Source organism: Qipengyuania pelagi (genome assembly GCF_009827295.1).
Taxonomy (GTDB): Bacteria; Pseudomonadota; Alphaproteobacteria; order Sphingomonadales; family Sphingomonadaceae; genus Qipengyuania; species Qipengyuania pelagi.
The window spans coordinates 2,180,036-2,193,495 of the sequence record NZ_WTYD01000001.1 but is presented as its reverse complement, the minus strand read 5'-3'; the positions used below and the strand labels follow the sequence as shown (position 1 = coordinate 2,193,495).

Below are 13,460 nucleotides of genomic sequence, written 5' to 3'. Positions count from 1 at the left end.
CTGAACCGCCAACGTTTTGCCGCAGGAGCGATCTCGAAGGCTGACCTCAACCGGGCCCTGCGAGAACAGCAGCAGGCCTCAGCAGACCTCGTCCGGGCAAAAGGCGCCCTTACGCTGGCGTGGATCGCGCTGCAGAAGTCGCTGGGCCTTGGGTGGCAAGAGCCTGTTCGAGATCAATAGTCCCGCCGCGATGATCAAGTGATCCGGTTGACGAGAAGTAGGCGCCCCTGCCGCTGGCGACCAACTTGCCGTCGGGCTCGATAACCCGGGTTTCCGCCACCGAAATCTGTCGCCCGATCTTCACGATCTGTCCGTGAGCAGTGAGAGGTCCTGAGGTTGCAGGACGGTGGTAATCGACATGCAGATCGGCCGTCGCTCTCGCCGCGACGCCCCCGGCAAGCAGAGTATAAAGCCCGGTGAGGTCGACCAGTGAAGCCAGGATCCCTCCATGCGCCGACCCAATCATAGGGTTCGACACGATCTCTTCGCGCCATGGCATGGTGATCGCGATTCCCTGGTCGGAGCATGTTGCAATCTCCAGCCCAAGCCATCGATGAAACGGCGCGATATTCAGCATTTCCTGCAAGCGCTCTCGATCGATCATAGCTCCCTCGTCCCCTGTGGCTGAGCCGTATCGGATGAGTGATGGCGCCGTAGGAAATCGACGATAGCGGCGGAAAAGGCATCGTTCGCATCGCCCACGACCATGTGCGTGGCATCGGCAATATCGGTGTATTCTGCATGGGGGGCGAGTTGTCGCAGATGCAATACGGCCTCTTCGGAAACAAGATCGCTAGAGGCGCCTCGGATGAGGTGAAGCGGAAGCGTGAGATTCGCCGCAGCTTGGCTGAGCATTGCCGATTGACGTTCTTGGCTGTCTGGGTCGCCTTGTCTGGCTGACATTATATTACGGATAAACGCAGGGTCCCAGTGCCAATAGAAGCGCCCATCCGGCTTCTGCCGCAGATAGCTTTTCAGACCATCGCTCGCGCCCCGCCTGGGACGATGCGGCATGTAGCGAGCGATCACGTCGGCCGCCTCCTCTGGTGAGGCGAAGCCGCTATCGACATGCTCTTCCATGAAACCAACCACGCGCATTACACCGCTGGGCGCCATGCGCGGGGCAATGTCGACCAATGTGAGTGAAGCAAAGCTACCTGGAGCAAGCTCCCCTGCGGCAATCAGTCCAGCGAGCCCGCCCAGTGAAGCGCCGACCAGCGCTGGCTTCTGGTCCAGGCGCGACGCTGCAGCGACCAGATCCGCCGCGAAGTCGCGCATTTCATAAGCTCCGCATGGCGACCAATCGCTGTCTCCGTGACCGCGCATGTCGAAGGCGATTGCGCGAAAGCCGGCTTGAGCCAGCTCGCTGACCACCCTTCTCCACGCGCGCCGTGTCTGCCCGCCGCCGTGCGCAAGAAGGACGGGTATGGCGTAGGCATCCCCCTCAGCCTCGGCTGTAAGAGAAATCGCGCCTGCGCCCTCAATCGTAAAGGTTTCTCTCGCCATCTCTGGATGGTAGGAAAGGCGCGCTAAATAGTAAACCGATTTAGTTTGTGGCTCTCGGCTCCGTGTTGGCTGTCCTGCAGGGGCGTTTCAACGACGGCAAAAGTCTATGCCAAGAGGGGTTTCTCCAGACCATTCTCTAATGCACCGGCTTGCGATTCGGTCAGCAGTCGCTGTCCGCATAATCCGCTCAAAGATATAAAAGCTGCCTTTCCGCTTCCGGCCCAAATTCCGCCGCTTCAAATTACAAGCGAATTGGGCAATCAGATTGGACACCTTCACTGATCGCACTCCAAGCTGGACACACGCCAAACCAATCCTTGCACCTTGGAATCGGGAGGTTCAGTGTGTCGCAATGCAAACGCCAGAGTGCGCCACGAAACTCCGATTTGTGCTTCCCCCGCGCTTCCCCGGAGCAACCGACAGAGCGGGGAAGCAGAATTCGCCAACTTGCGATCCGCTTAAGCGGTTCAATTTTCTAAAGAAAAATGGAGCGGGCGAGGCGATTCGAACGCCCGACCCCAACCTTGGCAAGGTTGTGCTCTACCCCTGAGCTACGCCCGCTCACTGACGTTCCCGGTGTAGGCCAGCTGGCCATGGCACCGTGGGGAGGCGCGCGATTAGCAGCGGGTTTCGCACCGTGCAAGGCAAAAATGCGGGATCGCGCCCGCGAAGCGACCCAGCCCTTGTCCTGCCCCGCCTCGCCCTTCAAAAGGGGTGCGCCGCGCCCCACATAAGGGCCCGATATAGCGAAGAAACGCACAGGAAAGGAAGATCGCAGTGGCGAGCATGGGTCTCAATCTCGACGAACAGAAGGCGGTGGATCGCTTCCGCAGCGATGTCGTCGAACCGTCGATGACGAAGCTCGTCGTGCTCGATTTCTGGGCCGAATGGTGCGGGCCGTGCAAGGCGCTGACGCCGGTCCTCGAAAAGGTCGCGGCCGATTATGCCGACAAGGGCGTGGTCCTCGCCAAGGTCAATGTCGACGAGGAACAGTTCATCGCGAGCCAGTTCCAGGTCCGGTCGATCCCCACCGTTTATGCGATGTTCCAGGGCCAGCCGGTCGCCGATCTGACCAATGCGCGCAGCGAATCGCAATTGAAGCAGATGCTCGACCAGCTTTTGAGCCAGCTTCCCGTCGAACCGGGCGCGGCTGGCGAGCAATCCGACCGGCAGGCCGATATCGCGCAATTCGTCGCGATGGGCGAACAGGTGCTGGCCGATGGCGATGCCGAGCGGGCGGCGGGCATCTTCATGCAGGTGGTCGATATAGCGCCCGACGAGGGCGCGGCGCAGGCCGGGCTGGTGCGCGCGCTGGTCGAAGCGGGGCGGGTCGAGGAGGCACAGGCCGCGCTCGCCGCCGCGCGCAGCAATCCCGCGCTGGCCGACGATCCGCAACTGGATGCGGCGCAAAGCGCGCTCGATCTCGCCGCCAATGCGCCGGACGAGGGCGAGCTGGCGGCGCTGAAGTCAAAGGCCGAGGGCGGTGCGATGGAAGACCGGCTAGCCTATGCCGAAGCGGCCTTCGCGGGCGGCAAGCGGGGCGAGGCGGCGGACGAACTGCTCGCCATGATCGAGGCCGACAACCAGTGGAACGAGGGCGCCGCGCGCGCCAAGCTCCTGCAGATCTTCGAAGCGGTCGGGCTCGAGGACCCTTGGGTCGTCACCACGCGGCGGCGCCTGTCGCGCATCCTGTTCGGATAGGCGGCACGGCTTGAGGCTTTCCATCTTCCCCCTGCCGGGCGCGATCCTGTTTCCCGGCCTGCAATTGCCGCTCCACATCTTCGAGCCGCGCTATCGCGCGATGGCGAGCGATGCGCTGGCGCGCGACCGGCGGATCGCGATGATCCAGCCGAGGCGGGGCGGGGATGATTCGCCGCTTTACGACGTCGGTTGCATCGGCCGGATCGGCGAGGTCGAGGCGATGGATGACGGGCGCTATAACATCGTCCTCGAAGGCGAATCGCGCTTCCGGGTTCTCCGCGAACTGGATGTCACCACCGCCTTCCGCCAGGTCGAAGCCGAGGCGATTGCGGATGACGAGGAGGAGGTCCTCTCCAGCGTCGAGCGCGCCGGGTTCGAGTTCGAGGCGCGCCGCTTCGCCGATATGCAGGGCTACAGCGTGGACTGGGATTCGGTCGATCGGCTGGACGACCAGTCGCTGATCAACGGCGTATCCCAGATCGCCCCCTTCGATGTCGCGGCCAAACAGGCCCTGCTCGAAGCCGACAGCCTGGGCGAACGGTGCGAATTGCTGATCCAGCTGATGCAGTTCTTCGCCCTGCGCGATGGCGGGGACGATCGCGTGACCCTGCAATAGGTTTTCGGGCGGTCGTGAAGGCGCGAGCGTGGGATTGATGAGCGCTCACAGAGGCGCAGAGGCACGGAGAGAGTGGGAGTAAGCTCCTGCGGCGCGGCCGCATTCCCACGGAAGCGTCGGCACCCGAACAGAGCGAGAAATTGAAGAGCGGCCTCGCCGCCATCGCAACAGTTCTGCGCCTCTGTGCCTCTGTGAGCGCCTTATATCCCGAAAGACCCCCTGAGACCGTCGATCACATATTGCGCCGCCAGCGCCGCCAGCAGCACGCCCAAGAGCCGCGTCACCACCGCTTCCACCCGGTCGCCGAACAGCCGCATCAGCGGGCCAGCCGCGACGAGCGCCAGCGCGGTCAGCACCAGCACGCTCGCCAGCGCGCCGAGCACGACAAGCGATGCTTCCCACCCGTCCGCTTCCTGCATCAGCAGCATGATCGCCGCGATCGCGCCCGGCCCGGCCAGCATCGGCATGGCCATGGGGAAGACCGACACGTCCTCGACCTCGGGCGTGTTGGCGTGCTGGGCGGCGATCTTCTCGGCCCGCTCCTCGCGCCGCTGGGTGCGTTTTTCGAACACCATTTCCCACGCGATCCAGAACAGCATTAGCCCGCCCGCGATGCGGAAGCTGTCGAGCTCGATATGGAGCGCCGCCAAGAGATCGACGCCGAACAGCGCGAAGACCAGCAGGATAGCCGCCGCGATGGCACAGGCGCGCAGGGCCATGTTGCGGCGCTGCGCCGCGTTCGCGCCCTTGGTCAGTCCGGCATAGATCGGTGCGCAGCCGGGCGGATCGATGACCACAAACAGGGTCACGAAGGCGGAGAGGAAGAGTTCGGCCATGTCAGCTCTCACGCTCGAAGCGGCCATCGGCGGTGACGGCGAACCGTACGGCCTCCTGCCATGTCCCGTTCTGCCAGTAATGCGCCACGAACAGGCGGCGTCCGTCGGTGAAATGCACCCAGCGCCACACCAAAGTTCCGTCCTGCGAAGCGCCGCCATCGGTCCGCGTGCCCTCCTCATAGATCGGCAGGGGGAGTGGCGGGGGCGGGGCGGACGCTGCCGGGCAATCCGCAACCTCGCCAGAAATCATCGGGATCGCGCGCACGACGATGAGATTGTCGCCCGTGCCGGTTGCGGGCGCTTCCGTCCGACTCTCGTTCTCGCGCGCAGTCAGCACGGCATCCGGCGCGCCGAGATCGTAGACATATTTGTAATCGTAATCGCGCTGGCGTTCCCACGCGGTGACGTAATAGCCCCATTGCCCGTCAGGATCGGCGTATTTGCCCTGCGAGATCGCGATCTGCCCGTCACAGCTCGACCAGACGGCGAGCGGCGTCCATTGCTTCGGCACGGCGGGATCGGCACGGCGCGCGAGCCAGGCGGCGGCATCGACCGGGCCGTTCGCGCCGTGGATCACCGCCCCATCGGCGGCATAGTCGCGGAAGGCGGTCCACTGGCCGTCCTCGCGGGCGGCGCGGGAAAAACCAATGTCGGTCGCCACCACGCTGCCCGGATTGGCGGTGGTCCTAACTTCGCGCTCGAACCGTTCGGTATAGCGGGGCACGCGCGGGCCTGCCGCACAGGCACCCAGCGCGAGGCATCCGGCGATCAGAGCGAGCTTGGCCGCGGCACGCACCGGGTCAGAGACCTTCGGGCGCGTCGAGCCCGGCATGGGCGTAGGCCGCGACGAGCGTGTTGCGAAGCAGGACGGCGATCGTCATCGGGCCGACGCCGCCGGGGACGGGCGTGATGGCGGAGGCGATCTCGCTCGCCGGGCCGTAATCGACATCGCCGACCAGGCGCCCTCGCTCTTCGCCATCTGCTGGCGGCAAGCGGTTGATGCCGACATCGATCACGGTCGCACCGGGCTTCAGCCAGTCGGCCTTGATCATTTCGGCGCGGCCCACGGCGGCGACGACGATATCCGCGCGGCGCACCACGCTCGGCAGGTCCTTCGTCCGGCTATGCGCGATGGTGACGGTGGCGTTCGCGTCCAGGAGCAATTGCGCCATCGGCTTGCCCACGATGTTGGAGCGCCCGATGACGACCGCCTCCAGCCCCGAAAGGTCGCCCAGACGGTCCGCCAGCAGCATCATGCAGCCAAGCGGCGTGCAGGGGACGAAGCCGGTCTGCCCCACCGCCAGCCGTCCGGCATTGGCGACGTGGAAGCCGTCCACGTCCTTGTCCGGGTCGATTGCGGCGATCACCGCCTGATCGTCCAGATGGTCGGGCAGGGGAAGCTGGACGAGGATGCCGTCGACCGCATCGTCCGCATTCAGCCGCTCGACCAGCGCCAAAAGATCCTCTTGCGAAGTGTCCGCCGGCAGGTGGTGTTCGAACCCGTTCATATTGGCGGCCGCCACGGCCTTGCCCTTGCTGCGGACGTAGACCTGGCTCGCGGGATCCTCGCCCACCAGCACCACGGCGAGCCCGGCCTTGCGACCCGCCGCCCCCTCGAAGTCGGACGCCCATCCGCCGACCCGCGTGCGCAAGCCTTCGGCAAACGCCTTCCCGTCGATCCGGTCCGCCGCCATCAGACGCTCTTGATCACGCCGTCCAGCACCAGCAGGACGATGTTGAGCGCGATGATGAGGACCAGCGGCGAGAAGTCGATCGCCCCCGTGCTCGGCAGGATGTTGCGGATCGGGCGCAGCAACGGGTCGAGCAGGCGATTGATCGCCATGTAGAAGCTCGACAGGAACTCGTTGGAGCTGTTGACCACGTTGAAGGCGAACAGCAGCCCGATGATGAACTGGATGATGATCAGCATCACCAGCACATTGGTGAGCATCGCGACGATTTCGTAGATGGTGTAGAGCGCTTGCATACCGGTCCCGTCCGTTGGGTTTCGTGCGGTGTCCTGGGCCCCGCTTACAGGCCCGCTTACAGGCGACGGGCCATGGAGGGAAGGCCTAGCGGGCCGCTTCGGGCGCTGTGGTCCGGTCCGCCCGGCCCCCTGTGCGTATCAACGTTCCCGCACCCTGTTCGGTGAAGAATTCGAGCAGCATGGCATGGGCCACCCGCCCATCCAGCACCACCGCCGCATCGCATCCCCCTTCGACCGCGTGGACGCAGGTTTCGAGCTTGGGGATCATGCCCCCGCCGATCGTCCCGTCTTCGCGCAGGCGCGCAATGTCGGTGGGATCGAGATCGGTCAGCAATTCGCCCTGCTTGTCCAGCACGCCGGCGACATCGGTGAGCAGGAACAGCCGCGCCGCGCCCAGCGCCGCCGCCAATGCGCCCGCCATCGTATCGGCGTTGATGTTGTAGGTGTGCCCGTCCACCCCGCTTCCGATCGGGGCGACGATCGGGATCATGCCCGCCGCGATCGCGGTGTCGATGACGGCGGTATCGACATGGGTCGGCTCGCCCACGAAGCCCAGATCGAGCGCCTGTTCGATATTGCTGTCCGGGTCCTTGGCAGTGCGCTCCAGCTTGGTCGCGGTGACGAGATTGCCGTCCTTGCCCGACAGGCCGATCGCCTTGCCGCCGGCCTGCGCGATCCAGCCGACCAATTGCTTGTTGATCGCGCCCGACAGGACCATCTCGGCGATCTCGGCCGTGGCCTTGTCGGTCACGCGCAAACCATCGACGAAGGTGCTTTCGACGCCCAGTTTCTTCAGCATCGCGCCGATCTGCGGGCCGCCGCCATGGACCACCACCGGATTGATGCCGACCGCCTTTAGCAGCACCACGTCGCTGGCGAATTCGCGCGCCGCCTGTTCGTCGCCCATGGCGTGGCCGCCATATTTCACCACGAAGGTGCGCCCGGCATAGCGCTGGAAATAGGGCAGCGCCTCGATCAGCGTGGCCGCTTTCGTGTGCAGGGTGGTGGGATCGGGACTTGAACCGCTCATGGCAAAACGCCTGCCTTCGGGTGGGAGGAAGGCAGGCGCTTAGCGTGCGATCGCGCGTGCGGAAAGAGCGCGTTTATTGCGCGGGCGCTTCGGTCAGGTCGTCCGAACCCGTCTGCGTCTCGGTCTGGTTCTCGAGCGCCCGGACATCCTCGGCAGTTGCGCCGCGCACCTGCTCCAGCCCTTCTGCGGTGTCCGAGGTCAGGTCCGTGTTCAGCCGCTCTTCCTGCGTGGTGATCGCGTTGTCGGGGATCGTCTCGATCTCCTCGTCGCCATCGGCATTCAGGAAGAAGATGATCGACGCGACTGCCAGAAGGACGATCATGCCGACCCAGAACCAGCGGCTGGACGGTTTGGTATCGGGAACGGGATCGGACATGATGAAAAGCTCTCCTGTGTAGTCGTTTGCAGGAATAATGGTCGGGCGGGGCGGGCGTTCCGAATTGCGGGTTTCGCTCTCGTTCCGCTGGCCCTCGCGCTCGGGCGGCTCTAGGCTTCGAGCGTATGAACCGAGCCGCCCTTATCCTCGCCCTGATCCCCCTGTCGGCCTGTGCCGCTATCCCGGACGCGTCGACCCTGCCGCCCCTCCCGGCGGAGCAGCAGGCGTTCTGGGACGCGCTGGAGAGCCATTGCGGGAAGGCCTATGCCGGATCGCTCGCCAGCGAGGACGCGCGCGATGCGGCGTTTCGCGGCAAGGCGATGCGCGCCCATTGGGCCGACTGTTCGCCCAGCCGCATCGCCATCGCCTTCCATGTCGAGGATGCGGAGGAGGCAGGGGGATGGGACCGCAGCCGCACCTGGCTGGTCAGCCGCACCGCCGAGGGCTTGCGGCTGAAGCACGATCACCGCCATCGTGACGGGAGCATTGACGCGGTCACCCAGTATGGCGGCGACACATTGGGCGCGGGAACGGCGCGCGCGCAGGATTTTCCGGTCGATGCCTATTCGATCGCAATGTTCGAGCGCGAGGGGCTCGACCAGTCGCTCACCAATGTCTGGCGCGTCGAGGTCGATCCGGCGCGCAAGCCCGATGCGCGCTTCGCCTACCAGCTCACCCGCCGCAACGATCCGACCCGGCTGTTCCGCGTGGCGTTCGATCTGACCCGCCCCGTCCCCGCGCCGCCGCCCGCCTGGGGCTGGTGAGGCCGCGCGGTCGCGCGATAATATCGTAATTTCCGCGCGCCGCGCATCTGCCTTCAAGGGCACTCAAGGCAAGAAAAAGACCGCCAGCCCCGCCAGCATTGCAATGTGGAGGATCGCGATCGTGTGTAGGCGGCTGGAAAAAGGCTCCTTGCGGGTCTTGTGGCGGAACATTTGCCGGGCGAGGTAAGCACCCGGCGTCCCTCCCAGTAAGGCGATCTGGAGGAGGTGGAATTCCGAAATTCGACGGTGGCCTGTCCGCGCCGCGCTCTTGTCGATGGCGAAAGCCAGGACGGCGGCGGCGTTTGCGCCGATCAGCCATACTGCCAGCACCGCAAATGGGGAGAGATCGGCGAAGAGACTCATGCGGTTTCGTCTAAAGTCCATGAGGTGGGACCAGTAAGGCCGCAAGCTGCGCGTGCTGACACGGGGCGGAGAATGCCTCGGCGACACGCTGGTCGCAGTAGGCCTAGCGGAGGAATGGCAGGGCTATCGGCGGGAGTGGTGTTGAACTTGGTTTCGACAAAATTCTTCTACCGTCTAATCTATATGATTAGCAGATCGAAGGAGTGCAGCCTCCTCAGCGTTTTTCGGAGAAACGGATACGAACTCGCGAGATCCAAATTTCAGCCCTAATCTGCGCATCAAACTGCGATCGTTCTCGGAATAAAGAATTGCGATCCCCTTTGGCGCTAAGATATCTCGCGCGCCACTGTTGCGTCGGATGCGCTTCATGAAATCATCCTGAGCTGCGATAGCCTGAATTTGAACTCGAGATATTGGAATTCCCTGAAAGCGCTCGAATAGGGTGGCGATCCGTTGCGTCCCTCCGCCCTGCATGATCGCTGCACGGTCAGCATCATCGGTAAGAGCCCAGAAATTAGCCGTGTATTCGAAATCCTTGGCCATCCACCAGATGTTTCGGCGCCCAGCTGCGGAAAGTCCTGTTTTCGCGTCTCGATTCGAACCGGCTCGCAAATATTGCGATCGAGCTCTTACCAATCCAAAATCGCATCGGGCGGCGGCTTCATCTACTTTGATCAAAACGCACAATTGGTTGAAAGCCTCTGGCGGGATCATCCAACCACCACCTTTGGCTGAAGTGGTCGTTTTCACATCTACCTCTTCGCCACCGATCAGCAGATCGAGACGGACACCCTTCGGAACTCCAAGCCAATCACGAAGGATGATTTCGAATTTCGTCCCGAGATATGTCTTTTCCGTTTTCTCTAAATCGGAGAAAAAGAACCTCCCCGTACGAGCGGTGTCGATTACTTCATCTATCGCGGCACGGAAAAAACCACGCAGTTTTTCGGAAAAGGCCTCCCAGCCGCCGACAGCGTCAATGAGATCGGTTTCGAGTTTTTTCAGGTCGGCATGATCGAGATGCGCCAATGCTAGCGGAATACGATCGGTTTCGCCGGACAACCTCACGCGGCAGCCAAGGAAATTGCTTTTTTGGCTTGCAGCGCAACGGCAAGGTTCCGGGCAACGGCTTTCGCAACCGGGGGCGGGAACGCATTGCCGATCTGGCGATAGCGGGTGGTCTTTGTCCCATGAAATTGCCAAGTATCGGGAAAGCCCTGCAAACGGGCAGTCATTCTAAGCGTCAATCTAGGCATGCCGACGAAGTCAGGTGGAGGCGCCTCGTTCGCAAGGCTTTTACCCTCCACGCCCAAGGTCGCCCAAGCGCGTCTGGCGCGAGTGGGGCCGAGATCGGGCCCGCCATGCTTTTTAGACCCTCCGACAAGCGTCGGAGCGATGTCGTCAGCGCGCGCCGCCCACTTCTTTGCACCGCGCCATCCATTCTCCTCCATAAGATCGCGAAGACATTGCCCAACTGTAGGAGGATTGTGCGGATCGACTTCTGGCCAGTCGAAGTTTCCGACCAATTCCTTCTTTAAAGCCACAATTACGACGCGAGGTCGTAATTGCGGTACACCAAAGTCGGAAGCATTGAGCAGGCGCCAATCCGCATGATACCCAAGCTTAGATAGTTGCCGCCTCAAATGGCCTCGATAATCATCGAACACTGCCGAGAGAAAGCCTCGAACGTTCTCGATCATCACCGCTTTTGGACGAATTTCATCAATCAACCTCAAGGCAGCAGGAAAGAGATTCCGTTCGTCCAGCTCCCCTAATTGCTTGCCAGCCACGGAGAATGGGGGGCACGGCAAGCCAGCGGTAAGAAGATCGACACCAGCGAATGGTCGCCCGTCGAATTCGCCCATATCGGCCGAGCGCACATCCCACTGCGGACGGTTCAACCTCAAGGTTTCAGCAAAATCAGGCTCGATCTCAACAAGCGCCGCGTGCTTGAATCCGGCTTGCTCGAGACCGAGCGCTTGACCCCCGGCACCGGCGCAAAACTCTATCGAATGCATTGCGAAAACTCCTTCGCAGCATCGCTATGTTCTCAATCCGTTCCGGTCAAGCAGACCGATCCGATAAGGATCATTTCACTCCGCCGCCTCGACAGCATCCCCGAACAGCCCCGGACCCTGATCGTCCGCGTCCGCTTCCTCGTTGGCCGGTTTCGCCTTGTTGCGCTTGTCGAAGCTCGACCAGACGTCCTGCCAGTTCCCCTTGGTCGCGCCCTTGGAATATTCGGTCGCACGGGTTTCGAAGAAATTGGCGTGCTCCACGCCGTTCAGCAGCGGGGCGAGCCAGGGGAGGGGGTGGTCTTCAACCATGTAGATCGGTTGCAGGCCCAGCTGGCCCAGGCGCCAGTCCGCGATGTAGCGGATATATTTCTTGATCTCCTTGGCCGTCATCCCCGTCACCGGGCCTTGTTCGAAGGCGAGGTCGATGAAGGCGTCCTCGAGGCGGACCGTCTTCTGGCACATGTCCATGATGTCTTCCTTCACCGCCTTGGTCAGGCAGTCCCGCTCGGCGCAGAAGGCGTGGAACAGGCGGATGATCCCTTCGCAGTGCAGCGATTCGTCGCGCACGGACCAGCTGACGATCTGGCCCATGCCCTTCATCTTGTTGAAGCGCGGGAAGTTCATCAGCATGGCGAAGCTGGCGAACAATTGCAGCCCTTCGGTGAATCCGCCGAACATCGCCAGCGTGCGGGCGATATCCTCGTCATTGTCGACGCCGAATTCCTGAAGATAGTCGTGCTTGTCCTTCATCTCCTCGTATTCGAGGAACATGCCGTATTCGCTTTCCGGCATCCCGATCGTGTCGAGGAGGTGCGAATAGGCGGCGATATGCACCGTCTCCATGTTGGAGAAGGCGGCGAGCATCATCTTGACCTCGGTCGGCTTGAACACGCGGCCGTATTTCTCGTGGTAGCAATCCTGCACCTCGACATCGGCCTGGGTGAAGAAGCGGAAGATCTGCGTGAGCAGATTGCGCTCGTGATCGGTGAGGTTCTGCGCCCAGTCGCGGCAATCCTCGCCCAGCGGCACTTCCTCCGGCATCCAGTGGATCTGCTGCTGGCGCTTCCAGAAATCGTAAGCCCAGGGATATTCGAACGGCTTGTAGGTCTTGCGGGCTTCGAGCAACGACATCTTGTGTCTCCGGGCTTTCGTGTGAACCGGAACATATAGAGCATCCGGCCGCATTTTCGAACCCGCTATCTGGCGATTCGGCGGGGATAAAGCGGGGAGAATTCACGACGAAAGGGGTTGCATCGCGCGGAACGCTGTGGGTGGCGCAGGCGTTGGGAGGGCGAAAGGAATTTTTCCGATGAGCACCTATGATGGACAATACGAACCCAGGGACAGCCGCGACGTGACCCTGTCGAGCGATAGCGCGCCAGGCGAGCCCGACCGCACCGGCCACCGCGAAGGCGCAACGCGCCAGCAGGAGCAGCAGGCCGATTCGAATGATGGTGAGGCGCAGGTCGCCTACGGCAACAGCAAGGATCGCGAAGGCCAGATGGAACAGGACATCGCGACCGACGGGGCCAAAAACGGCACCAAGGGCGACGACAGTGTCGTGGGTGAAACCTCCGCCGACCCGGCAGCGCGTGCGAAGGCCGACGGCAATCGTCCGCTCTCCGGCGACTGAGCGCCGAACCAGTTTGGGGTAGGACGGGTTCGGCCCGTTCCCCTTTGCGGGCCAGCCCGCACCCCGACGCCCCGCCGACCCCGGCGGGGCGTTTTTCGTGGCCGGACGGTGCTGGCGAGGGCTCATGCTCCACGATTGGCTGCGCCTTCACCGACCCGTTGCTGAGCGGCGACGAACCGAGGAACAAGCCGCGCGAGCACCCGTTGGTCAGATATAAGCAACTTATACCAAAGGGTAATTTATGTTCGAGAAGATCCGCATCAAGGAACACATGGAAATCGCCGATTCGAACGGCCAGCATGTCGGAACGGTCGACGATGTCGAAGGCGACAATATCAAGCTGACCAAGTCGGACAGTGCCGACAGCATCCACCATCTGATCCCTGTCGACGCCGTCGAAAAGATCGACGACAATCGGATTTATCTCAAGGAAGGTGCACGCATTCCGGCCGGGCTTGGGAATAAGGCCAACGCCTGAACGTCCATACGATCGAATTAGCAAAAGCCCCACCGGTCTCGGGATTGGTGGGGCTTTTGCGTTCGGGTGGTAGCCGGTCGAGAATTTCAATTGATACGATCGGTTGGCCTCGACCGGAGAAATGGACGTGCTCACCAGCCGTTATGGCAATT

17 protein-coding genes and 1 tRNA gene are annotated in these 13,460 nt (G+C 62.6%); 5 read left to right on the top strand and 13 right to left on the bottom strand.

What is annotated here, in order from left to right:
• Positions 1–109 precede the first annotated feature (109 nt).
• The 3 genes from GRI47_RS10710 to GRI47_RS10700 form a co-directional block, all read right to left on the bottom strand.
• On the bottom strand, positions 110–577 hold the full coding sequence (locus GRI47_RS10710) for a hotdog fold thioesterase (protein ID WP_237452676.1): 468 nt from the start codon (positions 575–577) through the stop codon (positions 110–112).
• Positions 578–600: 23 nt separating this feature from the next.
• Complete coding sequence (locus GRI47_RS10705) at positions 601–1,506, bottom strand: alpha/beta fold hydrolase (protein WP_160661209.1); 906 nt, start codon at positions 1,504–1,506, stop codon at positions 601–603.
• Between the two features lie 486 nt (positions 1,507–1,992).
• Positions 1,993–2,067, bottom strand: a tRNA-Gly gene (locus GRI47_RS10700).
• 225 nt (positions 2,068–2,292) lie between these two features.
• On the opposite strand from GRI47_RS10700, the gene GRI47_RS10695 reads away from it, so the two are divergent.
• The gene (locus tag GRI47_RS10695; RefSeq protein ID WP_160661425.1) at positions 2,293–3,207 is read left to right on the top strand and encodes a tetratricopeptide repeat protein; all 915 of its coding nucleotides are present in this window, start codon (positions 2,293–2,295) and stop codon (positions 3,205–3,207) included.
• Between the two features lie 10 nt (positions 3,208–3,217).
• Positions 3,218–3,823 (top strand): LON peptidase substrate-binding domain-containing protein, encoded by a 606-nt coding sequence (locus GRI47_RS10690; protein WP_160661208.1) that lies wholly within the window; start codon positions 3,218–3,220, stop codon positions 3,821–3,823.
• Positions 3,824–4,023: 200 nt separating this feature from the next.
• Here GRI47_RS10690 and GRI47_RS10685 read toward each other — a convergent pair whose 3' ends face one another.
• From GRI47_RS10685 to GRI47_RS10660, 6 genes are all read right to left on the bottom strand, one after another.
• Positions 4,024–4,659, bottom strand: a complete 636-nt coding sequence (locus GRI47_RS10685) for a MarC family protein (RefSeq protein WP_160661207.1) — start codon at positions 4,657–4,659, stop codon at positions 4,024–4,026.
• Position 4,660: 1 nt separating this feature from the next.
• Positions 4,661–5,455: a hypothetical protein gene (locus tag GRI47_RS10680; protein ID WP_160661206.1), complete on the bottom strand. Its 795-nt coding sequence runs from the start codon at positions 5,453–5,455 to the stop codon at positions 4,661–4,663.
• 4 nt (positions 5,456–5,459) lie between these two features.
• A complete protein-coding gene (gene folD, locus GRI47_RS10675; RefSeq protein ID WP_160661205.1) occupies positions 5,460–6,353 on the bottom strand; it encodes a bifunctional methylenetetrahydrofolate dehydrogenase/methenyltetrahydrofolate cyclohydrolase FolD in 894 nt (297 codons plus the stop codon).
• The gene (locus tag GRI47_RS10670; RefSeq protein ID WP_160661204.1) at positions 6,353–6,646 is read right to left on the bottom strand and encodes a YggT family protein; all 294 of its coding nucleotides are present in this window, start codon (positions 6,644–6,646) and stop codon (positions 6,353–6,355) included. The genes folD and GRI47_RS10670 overlap by 1 nt, the downstream gene beginning before the upstream one ends.
• Positions 6,647–6,731: 85 nt before the next feature.
• Entirely contained in the window at positions 6,732–7,676 is a 945-nt protein-coding gene (gene argB / locus GRI47_RS10665; RefSeq protein WP_160661203.1) for an acetylglutamate kinase, read from the bottom strand.
• A gap of 73 nt (positions 7,677–7,749) precedes the next feature.
• Positions 7,750–8,052 carry a hypothetical protein gene (locus GRI47_RS10660; protein ID WP_160661202.1) on the bottom strand — a complete coding sequence of 101 codons (303 nt, stop codon included), beginning with the start codon at positions 8,050–8,052 and terminating at the stop codon, positions 7,750–7,752.
• A 125-nt stretch (positions 8,053–8,177) separates the two neighbouring features.
• On the opposite strand from GRI47_RS10660, the gene GRI47_RS10655 reads away from it, so the two are divergent.
• Complete coding sequence (locus GRI47_RS10655) at positions 8,178–8,816, top strand: hypothetical protein (RefSeq protein WP_160661201.1); 639 nt, start codon at positions 8,178–8,180, stop codon at positions 8,814–8,816.
• Between the two features lie 63 nt (positions 8,817–8,879).
• Here GRI47_RS10655 and GRI47_RS10650 read toward each other — a convergent pair whose 3' ends face one another.
• The 4 genes from GRI47_RS10650 to GRI47_RS10635 form a co-directional block, all read right to left on the bottom strand.
• On the bottom strand, positions 8,880–9,179 hold the full coding sequence (locus GRI47_RS10650) for a DUF1294 domain-containing protein (protein WP_160661200.1): 300 nt from the start codon (positions 9,177–9,179) through the stop codon (positions 8,880–8,882).
• 174 nt (positions 9,180–9,353) lie between these two features.
• Positions 9,354–10,241: a NaeI family type II restriction endonuclease gene (locus GRI47_RS10645; protein ID WP_160661199.1), complete on the bottom strand. Its 888-nt coding sequence runs from the start codon at positions 10,239–10,241 to the stop codon at positions 9,354–9,356.
• Between the two features lie 2 nt (positions 10,242–10,243).
• On the bottom strand, positions 10,244–11,197 hold the full coding sequence (locus tag GRI47_RS10640) for a DNA cytosine methyltransferase (RefSeq protein ID WP_160661198.1): 954 nt from the start codon (positions 11,195–11,197) through the stop codon (positions 10,244–10,246).
• Positions 11,198–11,272: 75 nt separating this feature from the next.
• Positions 11,273–12,328, bottom strand: coding sequence for a ribonucleotide-diphosphate reductase subunit beta (locus GRI47_RS10635; RefSeq protein ID WP_160661197.1), 1,056 nt, complete (start codon positions 12,326–12,328; stop codon positions 11,273–11,275).
• Positions 12,329–12,506: 178 nt separating this feature from the next.
• Between GRI47_RS10635 and GRI47_RS10630 the strand changes: the two genes are divergently transcribed.
• Together GRI47_RS10630 and GRI47_RS10625 are read left to right on the top strand one after the other, a co-directional pair.
• The gene (locus GRI47_RS10630) at positions 12,507–12,830 is read left to right on the top strand and encodes a hypothetical protein (protein WP_160661196.1); all 324 of its coding nucleotides are present in this window, start codon (positions 12,507–12,509) and stop codon (positions 12,828–12,830) included.
• A 241-nt stretch (positions 12,831–13,071) separates the two neighbouring features.
• Positions 13,072–13,308: a DUF2171 domain-containing protein gene (locus GRI47_RS10625; protein WP_160661195.1), complete on the top strand. Its 237-nt coding sequence runs from the start codon at positions 13,072–13,074 to the stop codon at positions 13,306–13,308.
• Positions 13,309–13,460: the final 152 nt, after the last annotated feature.

Bases quoted from the DNA above. Each gene is read 5' to 3' on its own strand.
- folD (WP_160661205.1), bottom strand. From the start codon at position 6,353: ATGGCGGCGGACCGGATCGACGGGAAGGCGTTTGCCGAAGGCTTGCGC.
- GRI47_RS10670 (WP_160661204.1), bottom strand. From the start codon at position 6,646: ATGCAAGCGCTCTACACCATCTACGAAATCGTCGCGATGCTCACCAAT.
- GRI47_RS10635 (WP_160661197.1), bottom strand. From the start codon at position 12,328: ATGTCGTTGCTCGAAGCCCGCAAGACCTACAAGCCGTTCGAATATCCC.
- GRI47_RS10630 (WP_160661196.1), top strand. From the start codon at position 12,507: ATGAGCACCTATGATGGACAATACGAACCCAGGGACAGCCGCGACGTG.
- GRI47_RS10660 (WP_160661202.1), bottom strand. From the start codon at position 8,052: ATGTCCGATCCCGTTCCCGATACCAAACCGTCCAGCCGCTGGTTCTGG.
- GRI47_RS10655 (WP_160661201.1), top strand. From the start codon at position 8,178: ATGAACCGAGCCGCCCTTATCCTCGCCCTGATCCCCCTGTCGGCCTGT.
- GRI47_RS10685 (WP_160661207.1), bottom strand. From the start codon at position 4,659: ATGGCCGAACTCTTCCTCTCCGCCTTCGTGACCCTGTTTGTGGTCATC.
- GRI47_RS10705 (WP_160661209.1), bottom strand. From the start codon at position 1,506: ATGGCGAGAGAAACCTTTACGATTGAGGGCGCAGGCGCGATTTCTCTT.
- GRI47_RS10640 (WP_160661198.1), bottom strand. From the start codon at position 11,197: ATGCATTCGATAGAGTTTTGCGCCGGTGCCGGGGGTCAAGCGCTCGGT.
- GRI47_RS10650 (WP_160661200.1), bottom strand. From the start codon at position 9,179: ATGAGTCTCTTCGCCGATCTCTCCCCATTTGCGGTGCTGGCAGTATGG.
- GRI47_RS10625 (WP_160661195.1), top strand. From the start codon at position 13,072: ATGTTCGAGAAGATCCGCATCAAGGAACACATGGAAATCGCCGATTCG.
- argB (WP_160661203.1), bottom strand. From the start codon at position 7,676: ATGAGCGGTTCAAGTCCCGATCCCACCACCCTGCACACGAAAGCGGCC.
- GRI47_RS10695 (WP_160661425.1), top strand. From the start codon at position 2,293: ATGGGTCTCAATCTCGACGAACAGAAGGCGGTGGATCGCTTCCGCAGC.
- GRI47_RS10710 (WP_237452676.1), bottom strand. From the start codon at position 577: ATGCTGAATATCGCGCCGTTTCATCGATGGCTTGGGCTGGAGATTGCA.